This window comes from Marinifilum sp., assembly GCF_965230805.1.
In the GTDB taxonomy this organism is placed as follows: Bacteria; Bacteroidota; Bacteroidia; order Bacteroidales; family Marinifilaceae; genus Marinifilum.
Window position 1 is genome coordinate 2,573,171 of record NZ_OZ246019.1, and the last position, 20,194, is coordinate 2,593,364.

The 20,194-nt window shown below is 36.7% G+C and carries 16 protein-coding genes; 11 read left to right on the forward strand and 5 right to left on the reverse strand.

Features of this window, described 5'->3' with window-relative positions; all coding sequences use genetic code 11:
* Window positions 1-77: 77 nt before the first annotated feature.
* On the reverse strand, window positions 78-419 hold the full coding sequence (locus ACO05S_RS10265; protein ID WP_421917921.1) for an ArsC/Spx/MgsR family protein: 342 nt from the start codon (window positions 417-419) through the stop codon (window positions 78-80).
* Window positions 420-853: 434 nt separating this feature from the next.
* On the opposite strand from ACO05S_RS10265, the gene ACO05S_RS10270 reads away from it, so the two are divergent.
* Window positions 854-1,051, forward strand: a complete 198-nt coding sequence (locus ACO05S_RS10270; RefSeq protein WP_421917922.1) for a DUF6132 family protein — start codon at window positions 854-856, stop codon at window positions 1,049-1,051.
* A gap of 33 nt (window positions 1,052-1,084) precedes the next feature.
* On the opposite strand, the gene prfB is transcribed toward ACO05S_RS10270, so the two are convergent.
* Window positions 1,085-2,183 (reverse strand): peptide chain release factor 2 gene (gene prfB / locus ACO05S_RS10275; RefSeq protein ID WP_421917923.1). Its coding sequence is split into 2 segments (ribosomal slippage): window positions 1,085-2,119 and window positions 2,121-2,183, totalling 1,098 coding nucleotides; the frame shifts between segments, so codons are not numbered across the junction.
* Window positions 2,184-2,625: 442 nt separating this feature from the next.
* On the opposite strand from prfB, the gene ACO05S_RS10280 reads away from it, so the two are divergent.
* The 8 genes from ACO05S_RS10280 to ACO05S_RS10315 all read left to right on the forward strand — a co-directional run bounded on the left by ACO05S_RS10280 (window position 2,626) and on the right by ACO05S_RS10315 (window position 11,587).
* Window positions 2,626-3,483 (forward strand): hypothetical protein, encoded by an 858-nt coding sequence (locus ACO05S_RS10280; RefSeq protein ID WP_421917924.1) that lies wholly within the window; start codon window positions 2,626-2,628, stop codon window positions 3,481-3,483.
* 126 nt (window positions 3,484-3,609) lie between these two features.
* Window positions 3,610-4,878, forward strand: coding sequence for a DUF6175 family protein (locus ACO05S_RS10285; protein ID WP_421917925.1), 1,269 nt, complete (start codon window positions 3,610-3,612; stop codon window positions 4,876-4,878).
* A 25-nt stretch (window positions 4,879-4,903) separates the two neighbouring features.
* Window positions 4,904-7,024: a LamG-like jellyroll fold domain-containing protein gene (locus ACO05S_RS10290; RefSeq protein WP_421917926.1), complete on the forward strand. Its 2,121-nt coding sequence runs from the start codon at window positions 4,904-4,906 to the stop codon at window positions 7,022-7,024.
* A 40-nt stretch (window positions 7,025-7,064) separates the two neighbouring features.
* On the forward strand, window positions 7,065-7,634 hold the full coding sequence (locus ACO05S_RS10295) for a hypothetical protein (protein ID WP_421917927.1): 570 nt from the start codon (window positions 7,065-7,067) through the stop codon (window positions 7,632-7,634).
* Window positions 7,635-7,653: 19 nt separating this feature from the next.
* Window positions 7,654-8,622 carry a hypothetical protein gene (locus ACO05S_RS10300; RefSeq protein WP_421917928.1) on the forward strand — a complete coding sequence of 323 codons (969 nt, stop codon included), beginning with the start codon at window positions 7,654-7,656 and terminating at the stop codon, window positions 8,620-8,622.
* Between the two features lie 12 nt (window positions 8,623-8,634).
* Window positions 8,635-9,711 carry a M23 family metallopeptidase gene (locus tag ACO05S_RS10305; protein WP_421917929.1) on the forward strand — a complete coding sequence of 359 codons (1,077 nt, stop codon included), beginning with the start codon at window positions 8,635-8,637 and terminating at the stop codon, window positions 9,709-9,711.
* Between the two features lie 39 nt (window positions 9,712-9,750).
* Entirely contained in the window at window positions 9,751-10,419 is a 669-nt protein-coding gene (locus tag ACO05S_RS10310; protein ID WP_421917930.1) for a hypothetical protein, read from the forward strand.
* 115 nt (window positions 10,420-10,534) lie between these two features.
* Window positions 10,535-11,587 (forward strand): hypothetical protein, encoded by a 1,053-nt coding sequence (locus ACO05S_RS10315; protein ID WP_421917931.1) that lies wholly within the window; start codon window positions 10,535-10,537, stop codon window positions 11,585-11,587.
* Between the two features lie 295 nt (window positions 11,588-11,882).
* Here the strand turns inward: ACO05S_RS10315 and ACO05S_RS10320 are convergent, their stop codons facing one another.
* A complete protein-coding gene (locus tag ACO05S_RS10320; protein ID WP_421917932.1) occupies window positions 11,883-12,737 on the reverse strand; it encodes a glycerophosphodiester phosphodiesterase in 855 nt (284 codons plus the stop codon).
* Between the two features lie 13 nt (window positions 12,738-12,750).
* Entirely contained in the window at window positions 12,751-16,674 is a 3,924-nt protein-coding gene (locus tag ACO05S_RS10325) for an NACHT domain-containing protein (RefSeq protein WP_421917933.1), read from the reverse strand.
* Between the two features lie 339 nt (window positions 16,675-17,013).
* Here ACO05S_RS10325 and ACO05S_RS10330 point away from each other — a divergent pair, with 339 nt between their 5' ends.
* Together ACO05S_RS10330 and ACO05S_RS10335 are read left to right on the forward strand one after the other, a co-directional pair.
* Window positions 17,014-17,388: a hypothetical protein gene (locus ACO05S_RS10330; protein WP_421917934.1), complete on the forward strand. Its 375-nt coding sequence runs from the start codon at window positions 17,014-17,016 to the stop codon at window positions 17,386-17,388.
* A 78-nt stretch (window positions 17,389-17,466) separates the two neighbouring features.
* Window positions 17,467-19,296, forward strand: a complete 1,830-nt coding sequence (locus ACO05S_RS10335; RefSeq protein ID WP_421917935.1) for a tetratricopeptide repeat-containing sensor histidine kinase — start codon at window positions 17,467-17,469, stop codon at window positions 19,294-19,296.
* A 95-nt stretch (window positions 19,297-19,391) separates the two neighbouring features.
* Here ACO05S_RS10335 and ACO05S_RS10340 read toward each other — a convergent pair whose 3' ends face one another.
* Complete coding sequence (locus tag ACO05S_RS10340; protein WP_421917936.1) at window positions 19,392-20,063, reverse strand: response regulator; 672 nt, start codon at window positions 20,061-20,063, stop codon at window positions 19,392-19,394.
* Window positions 20,064-20,194 lie beyond the last annotated feature (131 nt).

The following is a 20,194-nucleotide window of genomic DNA, read 5'->3' on the forward strand; positions in this document are numbered from 1 at the left end:
AACTGGCAATAAAATTACCTTTGAATTCTGTTGCAAGACTCAATTAGGTGTTTAAGAAAGATTTAAATTGTTAGAGATTATAAAATCGCATCAGCGGTTTCGACAGGGTCGGCAAAAACGGCTTTACAATCCTTAACGATTATAGGGCGTTGGATTAGCTTTGGGCACTCAATCAATATTTTGATCCACTCCTCACTAGTAAAGATTTTTCCTTTAAAATCGCTTTTGTATATTTTTTCCTGAGTACGAATAATTTCCTGAGGCTCTTTGTTCATTCTCATCAGTACATCAGTAAGTTCTTTTTCGGTAAATTCTTCTTTTAAATACAATCTAATCTCAGGATCCAAACCTTTATCCTGAAGGTATTTTAATCCGGCTCGGCTTTTGGCACATCTCGGATTGTGATAGATCTTTAACATTGTGTTGTTGTGTATCTTTAAGTTTTTGTGAGTACAAATATACAGCTTTCGAGAAGATTAACAGATATGTAAAGATGAAATTCGCAAGCCTTAATTGTCATGCAATTGACATTGTTTTTGGAATATCTTTATTAACGTGAGTTCGACGTAAAATTCTATCCACAGAAAGTTATATTTGCGATAGATTTGCATTAAAAATTTGGAAAGAATAGCGGGCTATTTTGAGGAATTTTTAATGTGAAGATGTTGTAAAGAGAACTTTCCATTATGTGTTTGCCTGCTTTCGGCATAAATTTCCTCAAATCTTCTTGAAATATCCCGATATTCCTTCGAAAATTTGAGAAAATTTCTACTCAAAATCAGATCAAACTGTGAACGAATTTTACCTCGAACTCACGTTTATTAGGTTTGAAAATAAGAAAGAATAAAGAAATATGAAGAACTTTTTGAAAAAGAGAAAATTTGAGATTATAGGTGCACTTTTAGGCTTACTTGGGGGATATTTATATTGGAGATATGTAGGATGTGTTTCGGGAACTTGTGCGATAAAATCCAACTGGTATACTATGGTGCCTTATGGCGGATTATTTGGCATTCTGATGGGTGGAATTGTAAAGCCTAAAAAGAAGTAGAGACGTTGCATTCAACGTCTCTAAGAGTCGTTTTTATTTTTTCTCTTCTCCTGCAAATTCCATCAAAAAAGCTTTGATGAATCCATCTAAATCACCATCCATAACGGCTTGAACATTTGATGATTCATGGCCAGTTCTTACATCTTTCACCAATTTATAAGGTTGCATAACGTAAGAACGTATTTGCGATCCCCACTCAATTTTCATTTTCGAACCTTCAATCTTATCAATGGCTTCCTGACGTTTGCGTAACTCCAATTCGTACAACTGAGATTTTAATAAGCGAAGTGCATTTTCGCGGTTCCCAAGCTGTGATCTACTTTCGGTATTTTCGATAATGATTCCTGTAGGAGCATGTCGCAATCGAACTCCGGTTTCAACCTTGTTTACATTTTGTCCGCCGGCACCACCCGAACGGAAAGTATCCCATGAAATATCAGCAGGATTAATTTCAATCTCAATGCTATCATCAATGGCAGGATAAACATATACCGAGGCAAAAGAGGTCATGCGTTTATTGGCTGAATTGAAAGGAGACAGGCGTACCAAACGGTGCACACCATTTTCCGATTTAAGGTATCCGTAAGCAAAATCACCTTCGAATTCTAAGGTGGCAGATTTAATACCAGCTTCGTCACCTTCCTGGTATTCCAATTGTTTTACCTTATAGCCATGCGATTCTCCATAACGAAGGTACATTCGGTGCAGCATGTCGGCCCAGTCGCAACTTTCGGTTCCACCAGCACCTGCATTAATTTTAAGAATGGCCCCCAGCTTATCTTCCTCTTTGCGAAGCATGTTTTTCAGTTCCAATTCCTCAATTAGGCTTTCGGTTGCAACAAATTGATTATCCACTTCCTCAGGTTCGGCTTCTCCTTCTTTGGCAAAATCGAAAAGAACGGCCAAATCATCATATGACTCTTTAACTTCATCGTAGGATTCTACCCATGACTTAAGGCCACGAACCTTTTTCATTTGAACTTCTGCCTCCTTTGGATTATCCCAAAATCCAGGAGCCTGAGTCCGCATTTCTTCTTCTTGTATCTGAATTAGTTTGGCATCAATGTCAAAGATACCTCCTTAACGCTTCCGTGCGTTCCGCTAAACTCTTTAGCTGGTCTGTTGTAATCATTTGTAGTTTTTAAGAATTGGAATGTAAAGGTAATTAAAAACTAGTTATTCAGATGATAATATTTTGCAAGTGTTGAATGAAAGAGAAATTGGTTTTTTCATGCAGTTGAATGCAGATCCAGTGTCACAAATACACGCAGAAAACCATGTGTTTCTTGATCTGTGGCAATCCCGAAAGTTATGTGGGCAGTTAATACTTATAAATGCCTGTGTTCTGATTGATGCAAACAGATCGTAAAATAGCCAATTAAGGGAATTTCAATAGAATGATTCTGCACTCTTGATTCCTCAATAGCACGTTTTAATAATTAAGCAATTTGATTCGATAGATAGCATTGTTTGCCTTACCAAAGAAAGCAATTCTTTCCCTTATTTTATTGTCAGATTAAGTATTTGATGATCTGGTTAATCAATTCTAATAACATCACTTTAAAAAGAAAAAAATGAAAAAATTAACTCTTTTCTTAAGCGTAATCATCATTGCGAGTGTTTCATTTGCTCAGAAAGAAGCTGTGCTAATTGGCGAGTTTAGCAGTGGACATTCCGATGCGAAAGCAATAAGCAAAAATGTAAGAGACATAACCATTCAGGAATTTACAAATAAAGGTATGCATAAAGTGATTGACTTACATGCTTTGCCAGCGGTGCATAAAGAAAAATACAGACAGTCAGGCGAAGCTGGTATGAATGATCTAAATTCGGAGCGATTGGCTTTGTGTACCGAAATGGGGGCTGATTATATTGTTTATGGAACTGTGGCAGATTATGCGATAAGAACAATCAAAAGTGAGGATGGATCGATTAGTTACGATGCCAATATAAGTGTAAGCATAAAAGCAGTAAAGGTAATTAATGCAAGTGCAAAGGGTGCTACCACATTTACTTCGCGCACAACCATTCCTTGCAATACCAAAACAGCAGCCATTGCCAAAGCTACAAAGGCCTGTGGCATGAAAATCAAAAAGTTTATTGGTGATACATTCAAGCTTGAGATTCAGATTGTTCAAATCCTCGAAAAATCCGGGAAAGAGGCTTCGAAAGTATTGGTGGAAGCCGGATCGGATATGGGAGTGAAAAAGAATGATGTTTTTATTGTGAATGAGGAACAAAAAATAGGCTCAAAAACAAGGTTGATAGAGCTAGGAAAATTGAAAGTTACCAAAGTGGATGGTAAAGATTTTTCTCAGTGCAAAGTTTCAGGAGGAGGAGATAAGATTTTAACTGCTTTTAACGAACAGAAAAGAATGAAAATAGTTTACAAGGCTAAAATTTCATTAAAAGATCGCTTGAATAATTTGTAATTGATGATAGTAAAATTTAAAAATATTTGGCATTGAAACGAGCATGATTAAAATAATTATTACACGCACTAATGATTATTATGATCTTGTGGCTTCCATCTGACAAATAGAAAAAAATAAATACAGATGAAATATCTAATATCCGTTTTGTTCTTTTTTCTTGTTGCATATACCGTGTTTGCTCAAAATTATAAAAGTGGGGATGTAACATTGGTTTCGAAAACTGATAATACGATTGTTTTAAGGGCTGTGGGATGTCATAAAAAAAAGCAAATGACCGAAGAGGAAGCCCAAAAAACTGCTTTTCGGGTTTTATTCAATATTGGACTTGAAGGTTATAACAATGGAAAGCCCTTGGTTGATGCCAATAGCAGAAAGGAAAACAAGGAATACTTCGATAAAATGTTTTCGGAAGCAAGGTATAACATGTTTGTAAAGACAAGCAGAATTTTGGCTGGCCCCGAAAGGGAAGGAAAGCTTTTTAAGTCTACTGTAAGTATTGAGATTTATATTGCCTCGCTGGAGCGTGATATGAAAACCTATAACATTAGTCCATCATTTGGACAGGCGACAAGTGAGTTAGCAGATCAGATTCAATTGCCAACAATAATGGTTGTGCCATATCGACCAGAGGGGAAATCGTTTAAAGATGTATTAAAAAATGATTTCGATCGTCGTATTGCAGTGGCTAAAGTGCAGGAAAGCTTCAACAAAAAAGGAGTAAATACCATCGATTTTGAAGCCAAATTGAATGCGGCGATTCGCTCTGCCAACTTTGAAATGAATGATGCACAAACTATTGATAAGCAGCTGTTGAGAAATTCGGGTTCGGATATTTACGTAACGGTTGATTTGAAAAAGGATTTTACTACTGCGGGGAATCGCATTGCTTTAATTCTTAAAGCTTATGAAACTTCGACAGGAAATGTTTTGGCGAATAAGCAAAATTGGTCGGGAAGGTTTAGAACCAGTGCAATCGATCAATTAAGTGTGATGGCCATAAGGTCTGTAATGGATGATTTCCTGAACCAAGTATCAACAAATTTCCAAAAGAAAGCAGACAGGGGAAACAGCATTGTTTTAAATATATCCATTGCCAGCGATTCCATGACCGATATGGATACAGAACTTGGTAAAGACATGATTCCATTATCAGATCTCTTGCGTATTTGGGTTAAAAAAAATGCTTTTAAAGGCAGGTATCATGTTCAGGGATCGGTTGCAGAAGGGGTGATATTCGATCAGATTCAGGTACCACCTAAGGATGAAAATGGAAATCTGTTTAGTGTGAGTGATTTTGCATTCAACCTCTGGGATTATTTAAGGAGTGATATGGGTATTGCTTGCAAAAAAAGGGTTGATGGCAATACGGTTTACATCACCATACAGGAATAGTTGACTTTAAACAAACAGAGCAAATATGAATTTTCTTGTTTTAAATATTAATGGTATGAGTCGGAGTTCTTTAAGGATTCTGACCCTATTCCTTTTGTTGTTTATTCCAATTCAAATGATTGGGCAGAATAGGCCTTCGTGGGTAATTAGTCGACCAATTAATACCATGTATTATACAGGTATTGGATATGCCGAAAAATCGCAGGAAGACTATATGAAAGTAGCCAAACAAAAAGCATTAAGCGATTTGATTTCTGAGATAGAAGTAAAGGTTGCCAGTAATTCTTTACTAAATACCTTAGATGAGAATGGCCAGGTTTCAACTTCTTTTCAGGAGGATATTAAAGTTGAGGCTCAACACACCATTGGAGATTATCAATTGGTGGAAGCGTGGGAGAATGATACAGAATATTGGGTATTTTATCAGTTGAATAAATACGATTATAAAGAAAAGGAGCGCATACGAATTGAGCGCATTCAACAAAAGGCTTACGATAATTTGCAAAAAGCAAGGAGACATAAAATCTCTGGAAATATTTCGGCAGCCATCTTTAATTACATTGAAGGCTTAAGGCTTATACAAAGTGATTTGAACAAGAACTTGGCATACCAAGTGAATGGAGAAACCATATACTTGGGTAATGAGCTGTATCAGGCTTTACTTGATACTTTCGACGATATTGAATTGTCGGCAATCCCGGGTTCTGTTAGTGCACAAACTTTTCAGGCTGTGAAAGAGCCAATTAGTATAATCGTAAAACAAGGGGCATACTCCATAGCAAATTTGCCTTTAAAGGCAGAGTTTACTTCTGGTTCGGGTGATTTGAATGCGAATCTTTTAACCAATGACAATGGAAGTGCAAAATTGCAGATTTTAAATGTTAGTAGTAAGCAAAGCAGACAGATTGTTAGCATAAAACCTGATATAGAAAAACTATGTGCTGCCAACGATAAAGTGGTTCGAAAACTGATTGCCAACATCAAATCGATACCAGAGGCGCAGGTAAGTATTAATTTGGAAGCGCAAGCTCTTAAAGCCTTTTTAAGGCAGGGACAATATGGCAATTCAGCTTTAATCAAATCACTGAAAAGGATTTTAAGTAACAACTACTTCAATTTTGTTCCCAACGAATCATCGGCAGATATCATTGTTGATTTAAGCGAAGAGTTTCGACAAGGAGGAATGCTTAGTGGCGAAATGTACAATATGAAGGAGTATTTTACTTCGGTAAGTTTAGAGATTGTAAAAAGAAATACCCAGGAAACTGTTTTTCAGTATTCGGTAAAAGATCAACGGTCTTTAGCTCCCGAAAGTACTTCTGAATCAGCAGCACGCATGTCGGCGAGTCGGAATGTTCTAAAAAAGATGCAGCGTAAGCTCAATCAAGAGTTAAAAAAGTTGCAGATGACTTTTTATCATGCCGATCTTACTCCAAAGGTTCAGCCACAAGTTCAGCCTGAGAGAATTCCGGTTCAGCAAAACAACACAACACCAACTCCGGACTTACTTGTTCCTTCTGGCTTATTGGCTTACTACACATTCGACGATGGAACCGGGAAGAACATTATGGGCATGAGCAATTACAATGCCTTGGTACAAGGAGATCATACTCCGATGGTAATTATAAGCACTTTAAGTGGGGCAGGCAAGTCAGCACAATTCAATGGCGATTCTTATCTGGCTATTCCACAACATCCCATTCAGAACTGGAGTGCTTATTCCATTAGTGCATGGGTAAAAACAAGTTCGGGAGGAGCTATTCTTGGGCGAAAAGCAGCAGGATGTACCATTTTAGGAACCACAGTTCAAAACCAGCTGTTCTATCAGAAAAAGTATGATAATGGAGGATACATCACATTTGATTTTGATGCCAACCGAATGTTATTGGATAACCAATGGCACATGCTAACCTTAACCGTTGAGGTGCTGCAAAATGAATCGCGTTCAAAATTGTTTTTAGATGGCCAAATGGTTTTGGTCGAAAATACCAGGATGCGAGGCAATATCCAGAGTGGCGAAGGAGCCTTTATTGGTTACGACCCTGGTGCGAAAAGGTATTTTACGGGCGAGATCGATAACCTAAGAATATACAATCGCCAGTTGCGCGAGGAGGAAATCAGACAGCTTTATTTCAAGCATCAATAAGAATTACACAATACATTAAAACTTATAAAATTATCAAGAAATGAAAACACGTTTAGGAAAATTATTTGCTTTTGCATTGATGGGGTCAATGTTTGCATGTTCGGCACCACAGCAGGTAGCACAAGTACAACAACCTGATGAGGTAGACTTTGATGTTCCTTGCTCGGGACCAGAATATTTTACCAATGCAGAATATTTTAGAGCATCGTCTGACGGCTTAAGTCCGAATATGGATATCGCTAAGAAAATGGCTTATACCAATGCACGGGCAGAATTGGCCACGGCCATTCAGGCAAAAGTGGAAAGAGTAACAGATAATTACTCATCGCAGCATGATTTTAATGGAAATCAAGAAGCAAAACAGCGCTTTCAGGATCTTCCAAGAATTGTGGTAAAACAGGTGGTAAGTGGTACTCGTGTGATTTGCGAGAAAATGAAGAAAACCAAAGAAGGTAAATTTCACTGTTATGTGTGTATGGAACTGGCCGGTGAAGAGATTGTTAAAAACATGAAAGATAGAATCAGCCAGGACGATAAATTAAAAATCGACTTTGAGTACGAAAAATTCAAAAAAGATTTGAAAGAAGAAATGGCTAAATCAGGATCTTAATTGAGGGTTCCTTCATAAAATGGATATCAAATCATTATTGATATTATTCTTAATTGTTTTAGGTAATCTACAACCAAAAGGGCAGGTTCGGGATGCTTGCCCTTTGGTTGCGGATTCTCTGCAAGCTGAATTTTGTCAAGATTCGGAAAAAGGAAAATATCCGGCTTGGATTGGGCTGGCAACATCCGATGAGTTGTGCATTGGAATTTCCGACCCTTATATGGATTCGTACATGGCCTTTGAGCAAGCAAAACTTAGAGCGGTAGCCATTGCATGTTTAAAAAAGAATCTTGCTTATCGGTCGATAGTTGATCATTACACATCTGATAAAAGAGAAAGATATGCCAGTTCAAAATTTGTGAGTTTAACCAATGTTTTTTCGGCAGCACAGGTTGACCTAAAAGCTTTGCCCATTGAAAAGAGTTTTACTTCAAGTTTCGATGAGGTATTTGTTTTGTTGAAATCGTCAAATATCAACCAGATAACAAGCGAATGCGACAGTACAAATACCATTCGAATATCGGTAGATTTGCTGCAAAGTGAAACCAAAGGATCAGGAGAGGAGAGCTATAACTTTATCAAGCTTTTCATCAAAACACCAAATCAATATCCCATTAAGGAGATGAAATACTACTCCTACAATACCAAAACAGGAAAGGATATTGTTTCAAAAATAAACCAGTTCGAAATAAAATTTCCTTCCGGGATATTTAGGTATCAGCCATTTCAACAAACTGATACAAGCGCTTATCAAAAAGGACTGATTGATGCATCCTTGCATTATTCGTTTTGGAATGCATACCTCGATGTAATTTTAAACAACCTTTTGTTAATGACCAAGGATGGCGGGCAGGTAAATTCATTAGGCAATCAGTGCAATAGCATGTTTAAGAATTTATTCCGACTTGTAGATTATCAGAAGATGAAGTTTAGCATTACTGATTTAAAGATAGAGGGAAACCGAATTTATATGAAAACCGATTATTAATATAGGAATACGATGATGAGAAAGTACATATCAATAATGGCTTGTTTGTCTGTTGTTCTGCTTGTAAATATCAGACAAGTTAGAGCACAAGAGTACGATTCGTTCGAAGCCTACAAAAAGGCAGAGAAAGCTCGATTTGAAAAATACAAGGAAGAATACAAGCGCCAGTTCGAAGCTTTTAAAAAGAATGAACTCGACTGGAACAAGGAGATCCTGGGGATTGAAGTGGAAACTCCCGTATCGGAAAAAGTAGATGTAAAAGACAAGGATTTGATTACAAAGCCAGCAGTGCCAAGCTATGTAAATCTAACGGCAAGTTTAGACGACGAAATCAAACAGATTAAGCGCAAAATAGAGAAAATTACGATTGATGAATCTCTTGTTGAGGCTGACAAACCTAACGAAGTACAAGCTGAAACCAAACCGCAAGAAAAGGTTAAGGAGGAAGTGGAACCAGCGCAGGCAATGACCAATTCCAAACAGGTAGCAAATAAAAATACGTACTCGAATCAAATGTCGAATCCGTTGGAAAATCAAGCTGCAAAAAAGGTAAAATCCAATAATATAAGCAAGCTAAAAATAAGTGAGCCTTTGGCAAAGGCAAGCAATATGATGAACAGCAAAGTAAATGTTTCTGCCGAAAAAGCTGTGGGAATCGAGAATCATAAAGCCAGTTTAATCGAAGTTGAAAAGAGAAGCATTCCTTCTGCAAAACCAATCTACGACAAGTACCGATTGAGTTCAAAGTTTGGCAATCGCTTTCATCCCATATTGCATCGATGGCGTTTCCATGGAGGAGTAGATATGGCTTGTCCGAAGGGCACCGATATTCATGTGCCTGCCGATGGGGTAATCTTAAAATCGGGATGGAACGGTGGATATGGCAATTACATCAAAGTAAAGCATGGCAATGGCTATGAAACGGTTTATGGCCATTTATCTAAAGTGAGTGTGAAGAAGGGGCAGAAGGTGAAAAAAGGAGATGTAATTGGTAAAGTAGGAAGCACTGGCCGATCAACGGGATCTCACCTGCATTACGAAATCATTAAAAACAAAAAGCGGGTGAACCCTGAGCGATTCTTTGGATAGAAAAATAATTCTGATTCTTAACTCATAATTTAAATACTCATGATCACCAAACTATTTAAAATACTTACCCCTTTGATGATTTATGCTTTTGGGCGTGAATTGATGGCTACGATTCAGATGGTATCATTTGCAGATGTTTTTCAGAAAATATTTTTTATCGCCTTGGTAGGTGGATTTTTATTTACAAGCCTTTTTATAAAAACCCATGGTTACCTGGCCATTTTAACCCACGAATTAACTCACAATGTACTGGGCGTTTTAACCTTTAACAAGCCCATTGCATTAAATGTTGAAGCCAATAGCGGAGGTTATTTTGCCTACCAAGGAAAACAGAATATCCTATCGGTATTGTCGCCTTATTTCTTCCCATTGCTCACCGTTTTAATTTTTCCGGTCTATTTTATTTTGGCCAGTTCGGGAGCCGAGATCTATTTCGGACTACTGGGAGCAACGCTTGGATTCTCCTTTTCCATTGCCATTCGTCAGGGAAAACCACATCAGCCCGATTTGCATGTGTTTGGCATCGCATGGTCTTATCTTATCATCTTGTTTTTTCAAATCTTGATTTGGGGTCTGCTCATTTCATTCGTAATTGGCAGAATGCCCATGTTGGTAAGCTATGTAAAAATGAGTACTGATCATATTATCGAGCTGTATGAAATACTAAAGGGCTTGGTGCTGATGGGATTGGATATGACAAAATCATAAACCTTTAAAGAGTGGTTTAATCATATTAATAGTAAAAAAATGGAGTTCAGAAACCATGTAAAAAAACGAAGCGGAACTGAAAAGCTATACGAGTAGGAACTTTAAATCCCAAATCATGAAAAAACTGATTTTTTTTATTCTATTGGTATTTCTTTTTGGAACTATTGTGGTACAGGCTAATCCTTTAGTCCAAACAGATGAAACCAATTCGACAAACACAGAACAATCGGCACAAACCGAGGAACTGACAGACACAGAACAAACTGCTACACCTACTGATAACGAAGCTGAATCGAAGGGTGGCGGCATTGTTTGGATGCAATTGATTTTTGGAGGAAGCTATTTATTGGGCGTTTTTATATTGTTTCCTTTGGTGGTTTACACCAATTATCATGAAAAGATGCTGGGCGATGAAAATCCGGATAAGTACAAAATACCTGAGGATCTATCGGAAAATGAGAGAAACGACAGAGCCGAACAAGTTTTGCAGGGGATTGAGGATAAGTTAACTCCTTTTACCGATGATGAAGGCAACGAAATGGTGACCATTACCAGCGGTGCTCAAGCAAAGTATGTGCGAAATGGTTTAAACTATATTCACACCAGACTGTGTCCTACCGACCCACTTTTAAAAGCAAGGACTAAGGAGTTTTTAGGAGTGTATAAGGATAGAACTACAAGGGAGTATACCGGTTCCAATTGGATTTTAGGATGTGCCATAGGGATTTTGGTTTTTATGGGTTTTATGGATATTTCCATGTTACTTGAACCATTTACCTTTATTCATCTTATCGGGATTGCCTTCTATTACCTATCGAGTCGAACAGCCAAATATGCTTTGGAAAAAAGAATGGATAACTTTAAATCTCGGAAATTGGGTATTATAGGAGGTGTTATGGCAGCATTGTTTGCAGGATTCTCGATTAAAGAATATGTAAGCGTAAATGGTGGCCCATGGCAAAGAGATTATGAATCGGAAGGAACATCAACACTCATGCTAATTGTGGTTATAATAATGGCAGCCTTTTTTATTGGATTTTTAGTCGCCTTTTTCGGTGTGTTGAATTTCGTGATCAACTATTCAACTTCATTTGTTAATCCTTTAAAAAAACCGGAAGATTGGTATCAAGCAAAATTTAATGAACAAAGAGTTGCTGTTGTTTCATAAGAAAAACTCTTTTAACTCGCATAAAGTTTGCAATCACTTTGCTGAGGGTCTCAATAGATTTGAGGCTCTCAGTTTTTTCGTAGCCAATCTTATTTGATTCAATTGAAATCTCAGGCTATAAAGAAGGATGAATTGCTTTGAAAGCTGTAAAAAATATTCCTTGCTTAAATCAAAAACGCTGCCAGCTTTGGCAGTGTTTAAATCAAGTATTCCGCAAAAAATTGCGAAACTTATCGGTACTACTGGTGCAATCGGCAAGTTTTAAAACCGATGACAGGCTTTCTCCTAGACAATGTCATTTGTTCTGTTGAGATCTCCACGGTTTATTGGTGATTACTCCATCTGCTCCAATGTATTCCATCCTGTTGATTACTGAAAGTGAGTTGCAGGTCCATGCATTGGTACTTTTGTTGAGCGCATGTATTCTTTTAATGATTGATCTGGAAAGGAAAAAACAGTTGACATTGTATGATCGGATATAATCTTTAGGTTCGAAAAGATGAGGTGCCGTATCGAAGGCAATTTTTAGGGAGGGAATAACAAATACTTCCAGTTTATGGAGTTCCTGATTGGGATCCAACTCATGAACTTTTGCCAAAACATTATCATGAAAGCTTTGAATAATGCACCAATTTTTGGCTTTGTGTTGATGTATGCAATTCACCACTTTTCTTTCGATTCCCAGGTAGTAGGGGCTATTGTTCTTGATTTCAATAATCAATTTCGCTTGTCCGTTCACACAATCTAAGACTTCATGCAGCAATGGCACCTTTTCATCTTTAAATTCCGGGGAAAACCACTCTCCAGCATCCAGACTTTGAATGTATTTCCAATTCAGATTTTTAATTTTTCCCTTGCCATTGGTGGTTCGATTTACCTTATTGTCATGCATTACACAAATTTCACCATCCTTAGACAGATGAACATCAATTTCAATCATATCAACACCATCGCTTAGTGCTTGTTTCACCGCAGCCAAAGTATTTTCGGGCGCCTTGGCACAAGCGCCCCGATGTGCGATCACCGATAGGGAGGACGGGCTTGTGTTTTTCGAAAAAGTAGTGAGTTTGATGGAATGAAATGCTCCATATAAAATGGGGACGCATAAAATTAATAAGAGGCTTTTCCTGAATTTTCTTTTTTTAGTCATGATTTTTTTGATTTTAAAATTTGATACCAAAAAGTTTATCAAACACATATGTGGATAGCTTCTTAAACCATCCTTTGTAATTTTCTACCTCGGTTCCATATTGCATAATTTGCTTTAAACTAGCACTAATTTGTGGATTGTTCTGTAAAGACCAAATGATGAAATTACCAAATTTATGGGTTAACAAATCCCCAATGTTTTCATAGGATTGATTGTAATGAATCAAATCTTCACGGAACTTGTCGATTTCCGGGAAAGATGAAGTTCGTAGATTGTTGTTGACAAAGAAATCCACTTCCTTGTGATGGTAACTTTTAATCGTACCCAGAGTTTTACACAAAAAGGTTCTTATATCATCTTGGTAATTGGCTCGATCCACTTCTATGGAATCCAAATCCCGAATTGTAGATTCGTATTGTATTTTATTCATGCTGTATTCAAGCAGTTGCAAAGCACTTTTATAGTAACCAAAATCTGTAACCAAAACAGCAATGTTTTCGATGCAATAGTAAAGCAACTCTTTGTCCATTTTCTGCATAGCCTCATCAATCAACTGGTAGAAAATAGGCATAGGATATATATCTTCTTCTCGTTTATTGCCATCGCCATAATGCCTACAGAAGGCTGCACCATACCAATTTAGCGTGTATTGCTTGTAGGGTTTGTTATTGTTGGCTTCGTAATTGTTGTGTGCGAAATACACACCTTTGCACCTAATTGTCCAATTGTAGGTAAGTGTTGCAAATAAACGTATAGACTCCTTTTCAGGTTTCTCCTTTTTAATGATGTATCTAAATAACACATACAAAATAGACATCTGCATGTAATTTACACTTGGGTGTGAAACATCAGCCTGTTCAACCTGTTTCACGATATTTTCTATGCGTTTCCAATCTTTAAAGGCTTGCATAATCAACACTCTTTCTAACATAAAAAAGCTGTAAGCATCTCCCGAATACATGGCTTTCATTACCAAAGGATGCAGGTCTTTAAAATCGTCCCTGTCATTAGTCAAGTAATCCAGAAGTTGGTTGTAGCCTTTGTGCGACCATTCTCCATTCTTGCTGTGAACAGGAATTTGATCCCAGAAATGTTGGTATTCAATTCCATTGTTTACATATTCCGACTGAATGGTGGCCAATTTGCGCAGCGTAAACTTCTTTAAAATCGGAAATATAAAGCTAAACTCATTAAGGATTTTGATCCATTGATTGATAATCTTATAAGAGAATTCGTAATCTTTACTACCATCTATATTGTTTTTACTCGAAAGATCTTCCACAATTAGAAGTATACTGATTCGAATGGCAGGATCAAACACATTTTTCTTCAACAAATCGCTCCGGAAATTAAAGAGTATATTCGATTTGGACATTTTTCCTGTAAGATGATCCAAAATTTTGAATCCCAGATTTTTGTCCATCTTGCTGATGTAATAAACATATAAGCTCACGATATCCCTTACTTTTGAAAGCGGGTTGGCCATGGCATGCAACAAAGCATTAACCGGATGCTTGTCTTTCGGATACAAATGGTTTTGGTAGATATCCGATTTAAAGATTTCATAAATAGCATAAATAGCAATCTTTTTTACCTGTATGGTAGGCAATAATTCGTTTAATATTTGATTTTGTTCTTGCAAACGATCTTCATATTTTGTGGATTGGCTATTGGTTTTTTTTTTGCTGTAATCTTCCAGTAATTTGTCCAATTTGTCGAGGCGTTTTCCTTTTTCGTTCGAAAGTTCGTGATCATGCGATAGCAATTGTTCCAGCAAATTCCAGACTTGATTGTAATCTTCCTGTAAAATCACCGAAAGGGCATCTATTACCAACTGCTGCGCCTCGTAAGAATTGTCGCAAGCCAAGCTTAATATGGTTTTAGGATCGTTGTGTTTGTCCAAATAATCTTGAAGCAAGGCAGAGCGCAAGGCGTTGCGAACAACCGCATAATTTTTACCAGTGTGCAATGCTTGTATATACGATTCGGCAGGAATAGGCAATGCCCGATGATCCAGTTTTCTATTTTCCTCATCTTTAAAAATTCGGGCAAACCAGTACTCTTGGTAACGTTCATAAACAAATCGAATTTCATCAATGCCATATTTCTTTTCAATTTTCAGAATTCCCTTTTCAATTAATGCTTCAAAAGGAGTACTGAATTCAAAATCATCGTTGGCAAAAATACTTTTACTTAGACTGTTCAAACGATCATCTTCATTATCAAATGCCGCAATCAGTTGTTCCATAGAAATGGAATCATGATCCGATTTCCAAAGGCATTTGGCAATTTTGTTGAGCAGAACATATTCACGCTTGTTTTTTCCTGCCAGGCTAATTCCTTTTTCCCTTAGCAGATTTTCGAATAGATGATTGGAATGGAACAAACGAATGTCCTTTGGCAAAGCTTGCTTTTGAAAAACCACTGACGACATTTTTAGGATCAACGGATCGGTTAAACGATTCCTGATCAAATTAAAATCGGAATGAAAGAGTTCCTCCTTACTGGTTTTGATCTGATATTTTTGCTGATATTTTAAGTAAGTGCTAGCCAATTCGGTTTCGCTCAAATGTTGAATGGTAGTATGCTCTTCTTTTATTTGGTTGGAGAAATACAAATCATGCTTGATTCTTGATGCTTCCAGTTCAATCAGTTCTTTCCAGGTATAGGAACGGCAGCTGATAACAACCTTTAGCTTGGGCAAATTGTGTTTGATGAAATACTTGTCGATTGCTTTCAACAACTGAATCGGACCTTTCTGATTTTTCTGCGATGTCTCATCAAAATAATCTACGCATTCGTTAATGGCATCAAAAAAGAAGAAGACATTCTTTTGCTGATGTTTAGCCAAAATCTGCAAATTGACCAAGAATGTTTCCAGTTTTAGTTCTCCAAATGCAGTTTGAAAATACTCTTCCACACTTATGTTCGAGAATATCTTACTGTTGACACAAATAACACATTCGTTCTGCCGTTGTAATTCCCAAGCCCAATGGCATATTTGATTGGTTTTACCGCTGCCTGCACTTCCCAAAAGAACAAATGCACTTGCTGTAGATTCAATAAACCGTTCAAACGAAATACTAACTTGCTTGCGATCGGTAAAAACTTCGGCGTCGTATTTTTCTTTCGACATCTCAGTCAAAAATCCATTGGTTTGATTTTTTGATTCCTTTAGGTAGTCTGCCCATTTTTTCTTGCTTTGCAAAAGTGATATGCCTACCTTTTTTCTTGCTTCAATAATGGTATATTCCTCTTGCAGATTCAACATCAAAAGACCCACTGCAAAGTTGATGGTGTGTTCACGAAACTCGGTGTTGCAATTGCCTGTTAGTAAACTTATGGTTTGTTTAAAATGATCAGCCTTCAAATTAAAACTAGTCAGGATTTCCTTGTCGGTCAGATTTTTAATTTCCTTTAAAAACTTATCGGTAATCATCCTGTGGCCTTTCAAAGTATTGATGGCATCAAGTAGTATCTTTTCTTGTATAAACTCATTTAGCTCTTTCTGCAAAAGTAAGAGTTTATCCTGTTTGCCTTTTTCTATCCATGCTACAGCACTTTTTTCAATAAGGATTTTTAGCTCTCTGCTCTGAGCAATCAGAAACTGGTGGTTTTGCTCGTAAGTATCCCAGTTTGTATAATCAGCTAATATACCCAGGCAGCGCTTGGCACAGAAATTAGTTTGTATGTTTTCATGTGCCAATAGTACTTGCACTTGCTTTTGCCAATTGATCATGGAAGCGTTCCAAATCGACTGTACGTATTTGAAAAGTGTATGGTTTACATGATTTTTTATTCTTGAGGCGGTTTGTAATTTCTTTTCGCATTTGTGATTCAGAAATTCTTTACGGATTAGTGTTCTGATTTCGCAACCGTTGGCTTTTACTTCCTCCTCTGTAAAGTATTTAATGGTAGGGATTTCTGTTGTAAGCATATTGTTTGGGTTTCAATTGATTTGCCATTCTTTTTTTGGAAATGGAAGTTTCCAATCATTTCCAAAATTAAGATAGGAGTTCTGCTTAGATTTGTTCATAGAAATTTCAATCGAATGTTTATCTCGTTCGAACTTGGTTGGCTACCAAAGATAATAAACATTCTCAAAGAGTGAACATAAGCAATCTGAAAAATTGCTTTGAAAGGACGATTTTTCGTTTTGCTTACTGTTCATTCATCCTTTCAAACCATTTTAGCCAGAAAATTTTCTGGTTGTTAAATCAAACGCTCACTATATCGTAATAGGCGAGCTATGTCAAAACTTTAAATCTAAAATACAATGAAAACAAATACATTTTTTTATACGCTTTTAATTGCTTTATGCTCTTTAACTCTTGTTAGCTGCGATCATTCGGATGATGATTTTGGACAGAGAGAGGCTCAAAGTTCCATTTCAATAAAGGTTTTAAAATCAAATCTAAAATATGGTGATGATGATGTTCAAATACCGGATTGGCCAATAACTCTTGAAGGCAAAACAATGAGGAATTTAAATGTCACTTTAGAATCTAAGCCGGAACCTGAAATTATGAAACAAACAACATCTGATGATAGTGGCGTGTTTTATTTTGATGTTGAAGAACCAGGAGAATATCTGATTAAGGTTAATCATCAAGATGGTTTTGCCGAAGAACTTGAGATAAGTTTAGAATAAAATAACACATTCAGTTATTTTTAATAAATTAAGAGAGCCATATTTATGGCTCTCTTTTGTTCATTTCACCTAAACCCAATGAAACTGTATTCACTGCCTAAATTTTTATTTTGCAAATTGATTGTTTGTGTATGTGTCTTGTGCATATCGGAAATCCTTTTAGCAGAAAACAAATCAGAACGTAAAGAAATCATCAAGCAAATTACTTTAGGAATGGAACATTGGAAGAGACATTCTTATGATAGTGCTCATGTATACTTGTTAGAATCGGAAAGAAGAGCTGTGCAGGCTCAAGACACTCAATTAATAGTGGTGAGTTTGAATAATTTGGGATTGCTTGAAACTTCGAGAGCAAATTATGAGAAGAGTATTGAATGCTTCCAAAAATCATTGAAATATAATTCGAAAAGCAATTGTTCAAAACTAAATACACTTTTAAATCTTAGTAAGGCTTACCGCAAGATGGCAGATTATAAATCAGCATTAAGTTATTTGCACAAAACCAAAAATACTGCGGAAAGTTTGCAAAGAAATAAAGAGCTTGCTGCCTGCTATAATGAATTTGGGATTATAAAAAAGTTACAAAAGAAATATGAAGAAGCGCTTTCTTACTATCAAAAATCATTAGAGATCCGCAGAGAACTAGGCTATAAGAAAGGAATTGTTTGTTCGCTAAATAACCTCGGCAATGTATACAAAGAACAAAGGAATTTTTCAAAAGCATTATTGTATTTTAATGAGGCTTTAAATCTTAAACTGGAATTAGGGGATAAAAGGTATTTGGCATCTGCTTACATTAATGTTGGTGAAGTTCAAATGAAATTGAACGATTTCATAAATGCAGAAATTAGTTTAATGAAGGCATTGAATTATAGTCAGGACTCTAATGATATCGTATTGGAAATTACAAGTTGCTTTTTATTAGGGGAGATGTTGATTTACAAAAATAAGTTTTCACAATCCAAATTGTTTTTACACCGAGCCCATAAAAAGGCTGAGCTTATCAAAGCCTTGGATTTACAAAAAGAAGTGTTATTGCGTTTAAAAAACCTCTTCGCAGCCCAAAACAAAGGAAAAGAAGCGCTAGTCTACTACGATAAATATATCAGCGTTAAAGACAGCATTTTCAATACCGAGAACATGCAGCACATGCAAGAGATGGAAACCCGCTACAAAACCCGCGAAAAGGAGCAGCAAATAGAGGTCTTGCATATCGAAAAGGAAGCCAAAGCCAAGGAAAGTTTTTATATAAAAATTGTCTTCGGCTTGTTTTTATTTTCCCTTTTACCGATAGCTTTCTTTTTAAAACAAAGACAGAAAAACAGAATTTTAAAGGAAAGGGTAGCGGCTTCTAATAGGGAATGTACAAAACTAGGCATGGAATTGCACGACTCAATATCTGGCAGCCTGACTTATTTGTGCAGAAGCATGGAAAAGGAAAGAGTAGGTGATGCTTTTGTTGATCAATTGCGAAAAGTAAGCGACCAGGTGAGAGGCATTTCCCATCAGCTGAACATGACTGCAATTGCCAACCAGGAATTTCGCGATGCATTGTCGGACTCCTTGCAATTGGATCATTTCCCGGAAGATGTCGACCTGAAAATTTTTGTTCCCGAGGGCTTTGAAATCGACGATTACGAAAAGAAAATCAACCTGATTCGGATTGTTCAGGAGCTAAAAACGAACAGTTTAAAGCATGCCAAAGCATCTTCTATAGTCATCAGTTTTGCACGAGTGCAGAATAAAGTGCGCTTAGATTATACCGACAATGGCATCGGCTTCGACTTGAAGGAAGCAAAAAAAGGCAATGGTTTGTACAATATCCAAGAGCGAGTAGAGCTTCTCGCAGCAAAACTGGAATGGCAAACTGCTTCTGGCCATGGTGTTTGCTTTAAGTTGATTGTGTAGTTGGCATTCCCAAACTTCAGTTAGTGTTTTCATATTTGCATGATCACCCCAAAAAGTATAGGTAGAGCTTTCATCAGGTTTGCCTGAAATAAAAACTAAGGATTGGTCTCTTTAATCCTATCATAAAAGTGTTTTAAACCATCCTTACTTCTTACGTCTAACTTGCAATAAATATTACTGAGGTGTTTTTTTATAGTATTTAGCGTAATTCCTAGCATACTTGCCAATTGATCGTTGTTACTTTTACTATTCTCCGATACGGTTTGAACCACTTTTAATTCGGTGTTGGTTAGCAGTTTTTCTTTTTCCTTATCAGATTTAAAAAATTTTTGATTTTCATCTGCACTTTTTTGCTTGTGCTCCAAATAGGATGGAGATTCATAGAAAATATCCGAATCTTGATTCATAACTGCATCAATTGTAGTAACGATATCCGCAACTTTTGCATCTTTATTTAAATAGGAGTTGAATTTGGCTTTAAGAATGTCTTTTTTAATCACTTTAAGTTTGTAATTGGTATAGGCTATGCATTTTAGATTTTTCCTTTTTTCTTTAAGCTCTGCTACGAATGAAATGATATCCTCATTGGGGTAATTGGTATACTCATAATCAACCAGCATTAAATCGATTTCACGGTTTTGAATGTAGGCCGTGGCTTTTGAAGGGTAAGTAAAGGTATTGATATTAGCATCGGGATACATGTCAGCCAATAGCTCGGCACTTGCTTTTCTTAATAAATGATGATCTTCGATTACAACAATATTCATATCAAAAATTATAGGCGGATGAGATTATCAACGAAAGTATAAATTATTTTTACCGTAATGAGCTTTTGGATGCAGATTTTTATAAAAAAGAGCTTGTGCTTTAATTACTTAAATGGTACATTGGATATCTA

What these genes read in the sequence shown, in the direction of transcription:
- ACO05S_RS10300 (WP_421917928.1), top strand. Translation starts at nt 7,654, where the DNA reads ATGGATATCAAATCATTATTGATATTATTCTTAATTGTTTTAGGTAAT.
- ACO05S_RS10315 (WP_421917931.1), top strand. Translation starts at nt 10,535, where the DNA reads ATGAAAAAACTGATTTTTTTTATTCTATTGGTATTTCTTTTTGGAACT.
- ACO05S_RS10280 (WP_421917924.1), top strand. Translation starts at nt 2,626, where the DNA reads ATGAAAAAATTAACTCTTTTCTTAAGCGTAATCATCATTGCGAGTGTT.
- ACO05S_RS10265 (WP_421917921.1), bottom strand. Translation starts at nt 419, where the DNA reads ATGTTAAAGATCTATCACAATCCGAGATGTGCCAAAAGCCGAGCCGGA.
- ACO05S_RS10270 (WP_421917922.1), top strand. Translation starts at nt 854, where the DNA reads ATGAAGAACTTTTTGAAAAAGAGAAAATTTGAGATTATAGGTGCACTT.
- ACO05S_RS10290 (WP_421917926.1), top strand. Translation starts at nt 4,904, where the DNA reads ATGAATTTTCTTGTTTTAAATATTAATGGTATGAGTCGGAGTTCTTTA.
- ACO05S_RS10330 (WP_421917934.1), top strand. Translation starts at nt 17,014, where the DNA reads ATGAAAACAAATACATTTTTTTATACGCTTTTAATTGCTTTATGCTCT.
- ACO05S_RS10295 (WP_421917927.1), top strand. Translation starts at nt 7,065, where the DNA reads ATGAAAACACGTTTAGGAAAATTATTTGCTTTTGCATTGATGGGGTCA.
- ACO05S_RS10320 (WP_421917932.1), bottom strand. Translation starts at nt 12,737, where the DNA reads ATGACTAAAAAAAGAAAATTCAGGAAAAGCCTCTTATTAATTTTATGC.
- ACO05S_RS10305 (WP_421917929.1), top strand. Translation starts at nt 8,635, where the DNA reads ATGATGAGAAAGTACATATCAATAATGGCTTGTTTGTCTGTTGTTCTG.
- ACO05S_RS10310 (WP_421917930.1), top strand. Translation starts at nt 9,751, where the DNA reads ATGATCACCAAACTATTTAAAATACTTACCCCTTTGATGATTTATGCT.
- ACO05S_RS10325 (WP_421917933.1), bottom strand. Translation starts at nt 16,674, where the DNA reads ATGCTTACAACAGAAATCCCTACCATTAAATACTTTACAGAGGAGGAA.
- ACO05S_RS10335 (WP_421917935.1), top strand. Translation starts at nt 17,467, where the DNA reads ATGAAACTGTATTCACTGCCTAAATTTTTATTTTGCAAATTGATTGTT.
- ACO05S_RS10340 (WP_421917936.1), bottom strand. Translation starts at nt 20,063, where the DNA reads ATGAATATTGTTGTAATCGAAGATCATCATTTATTAAGAAAAGCAAGT.
- ACO05S_RS10285 (WP_421917925.1), top strand. Translation starts at nt 3,610, where the DNA reads ATGAAATATCTAATATCCGTTTTGTTCTTTTTTCTTGTTGCATATACC.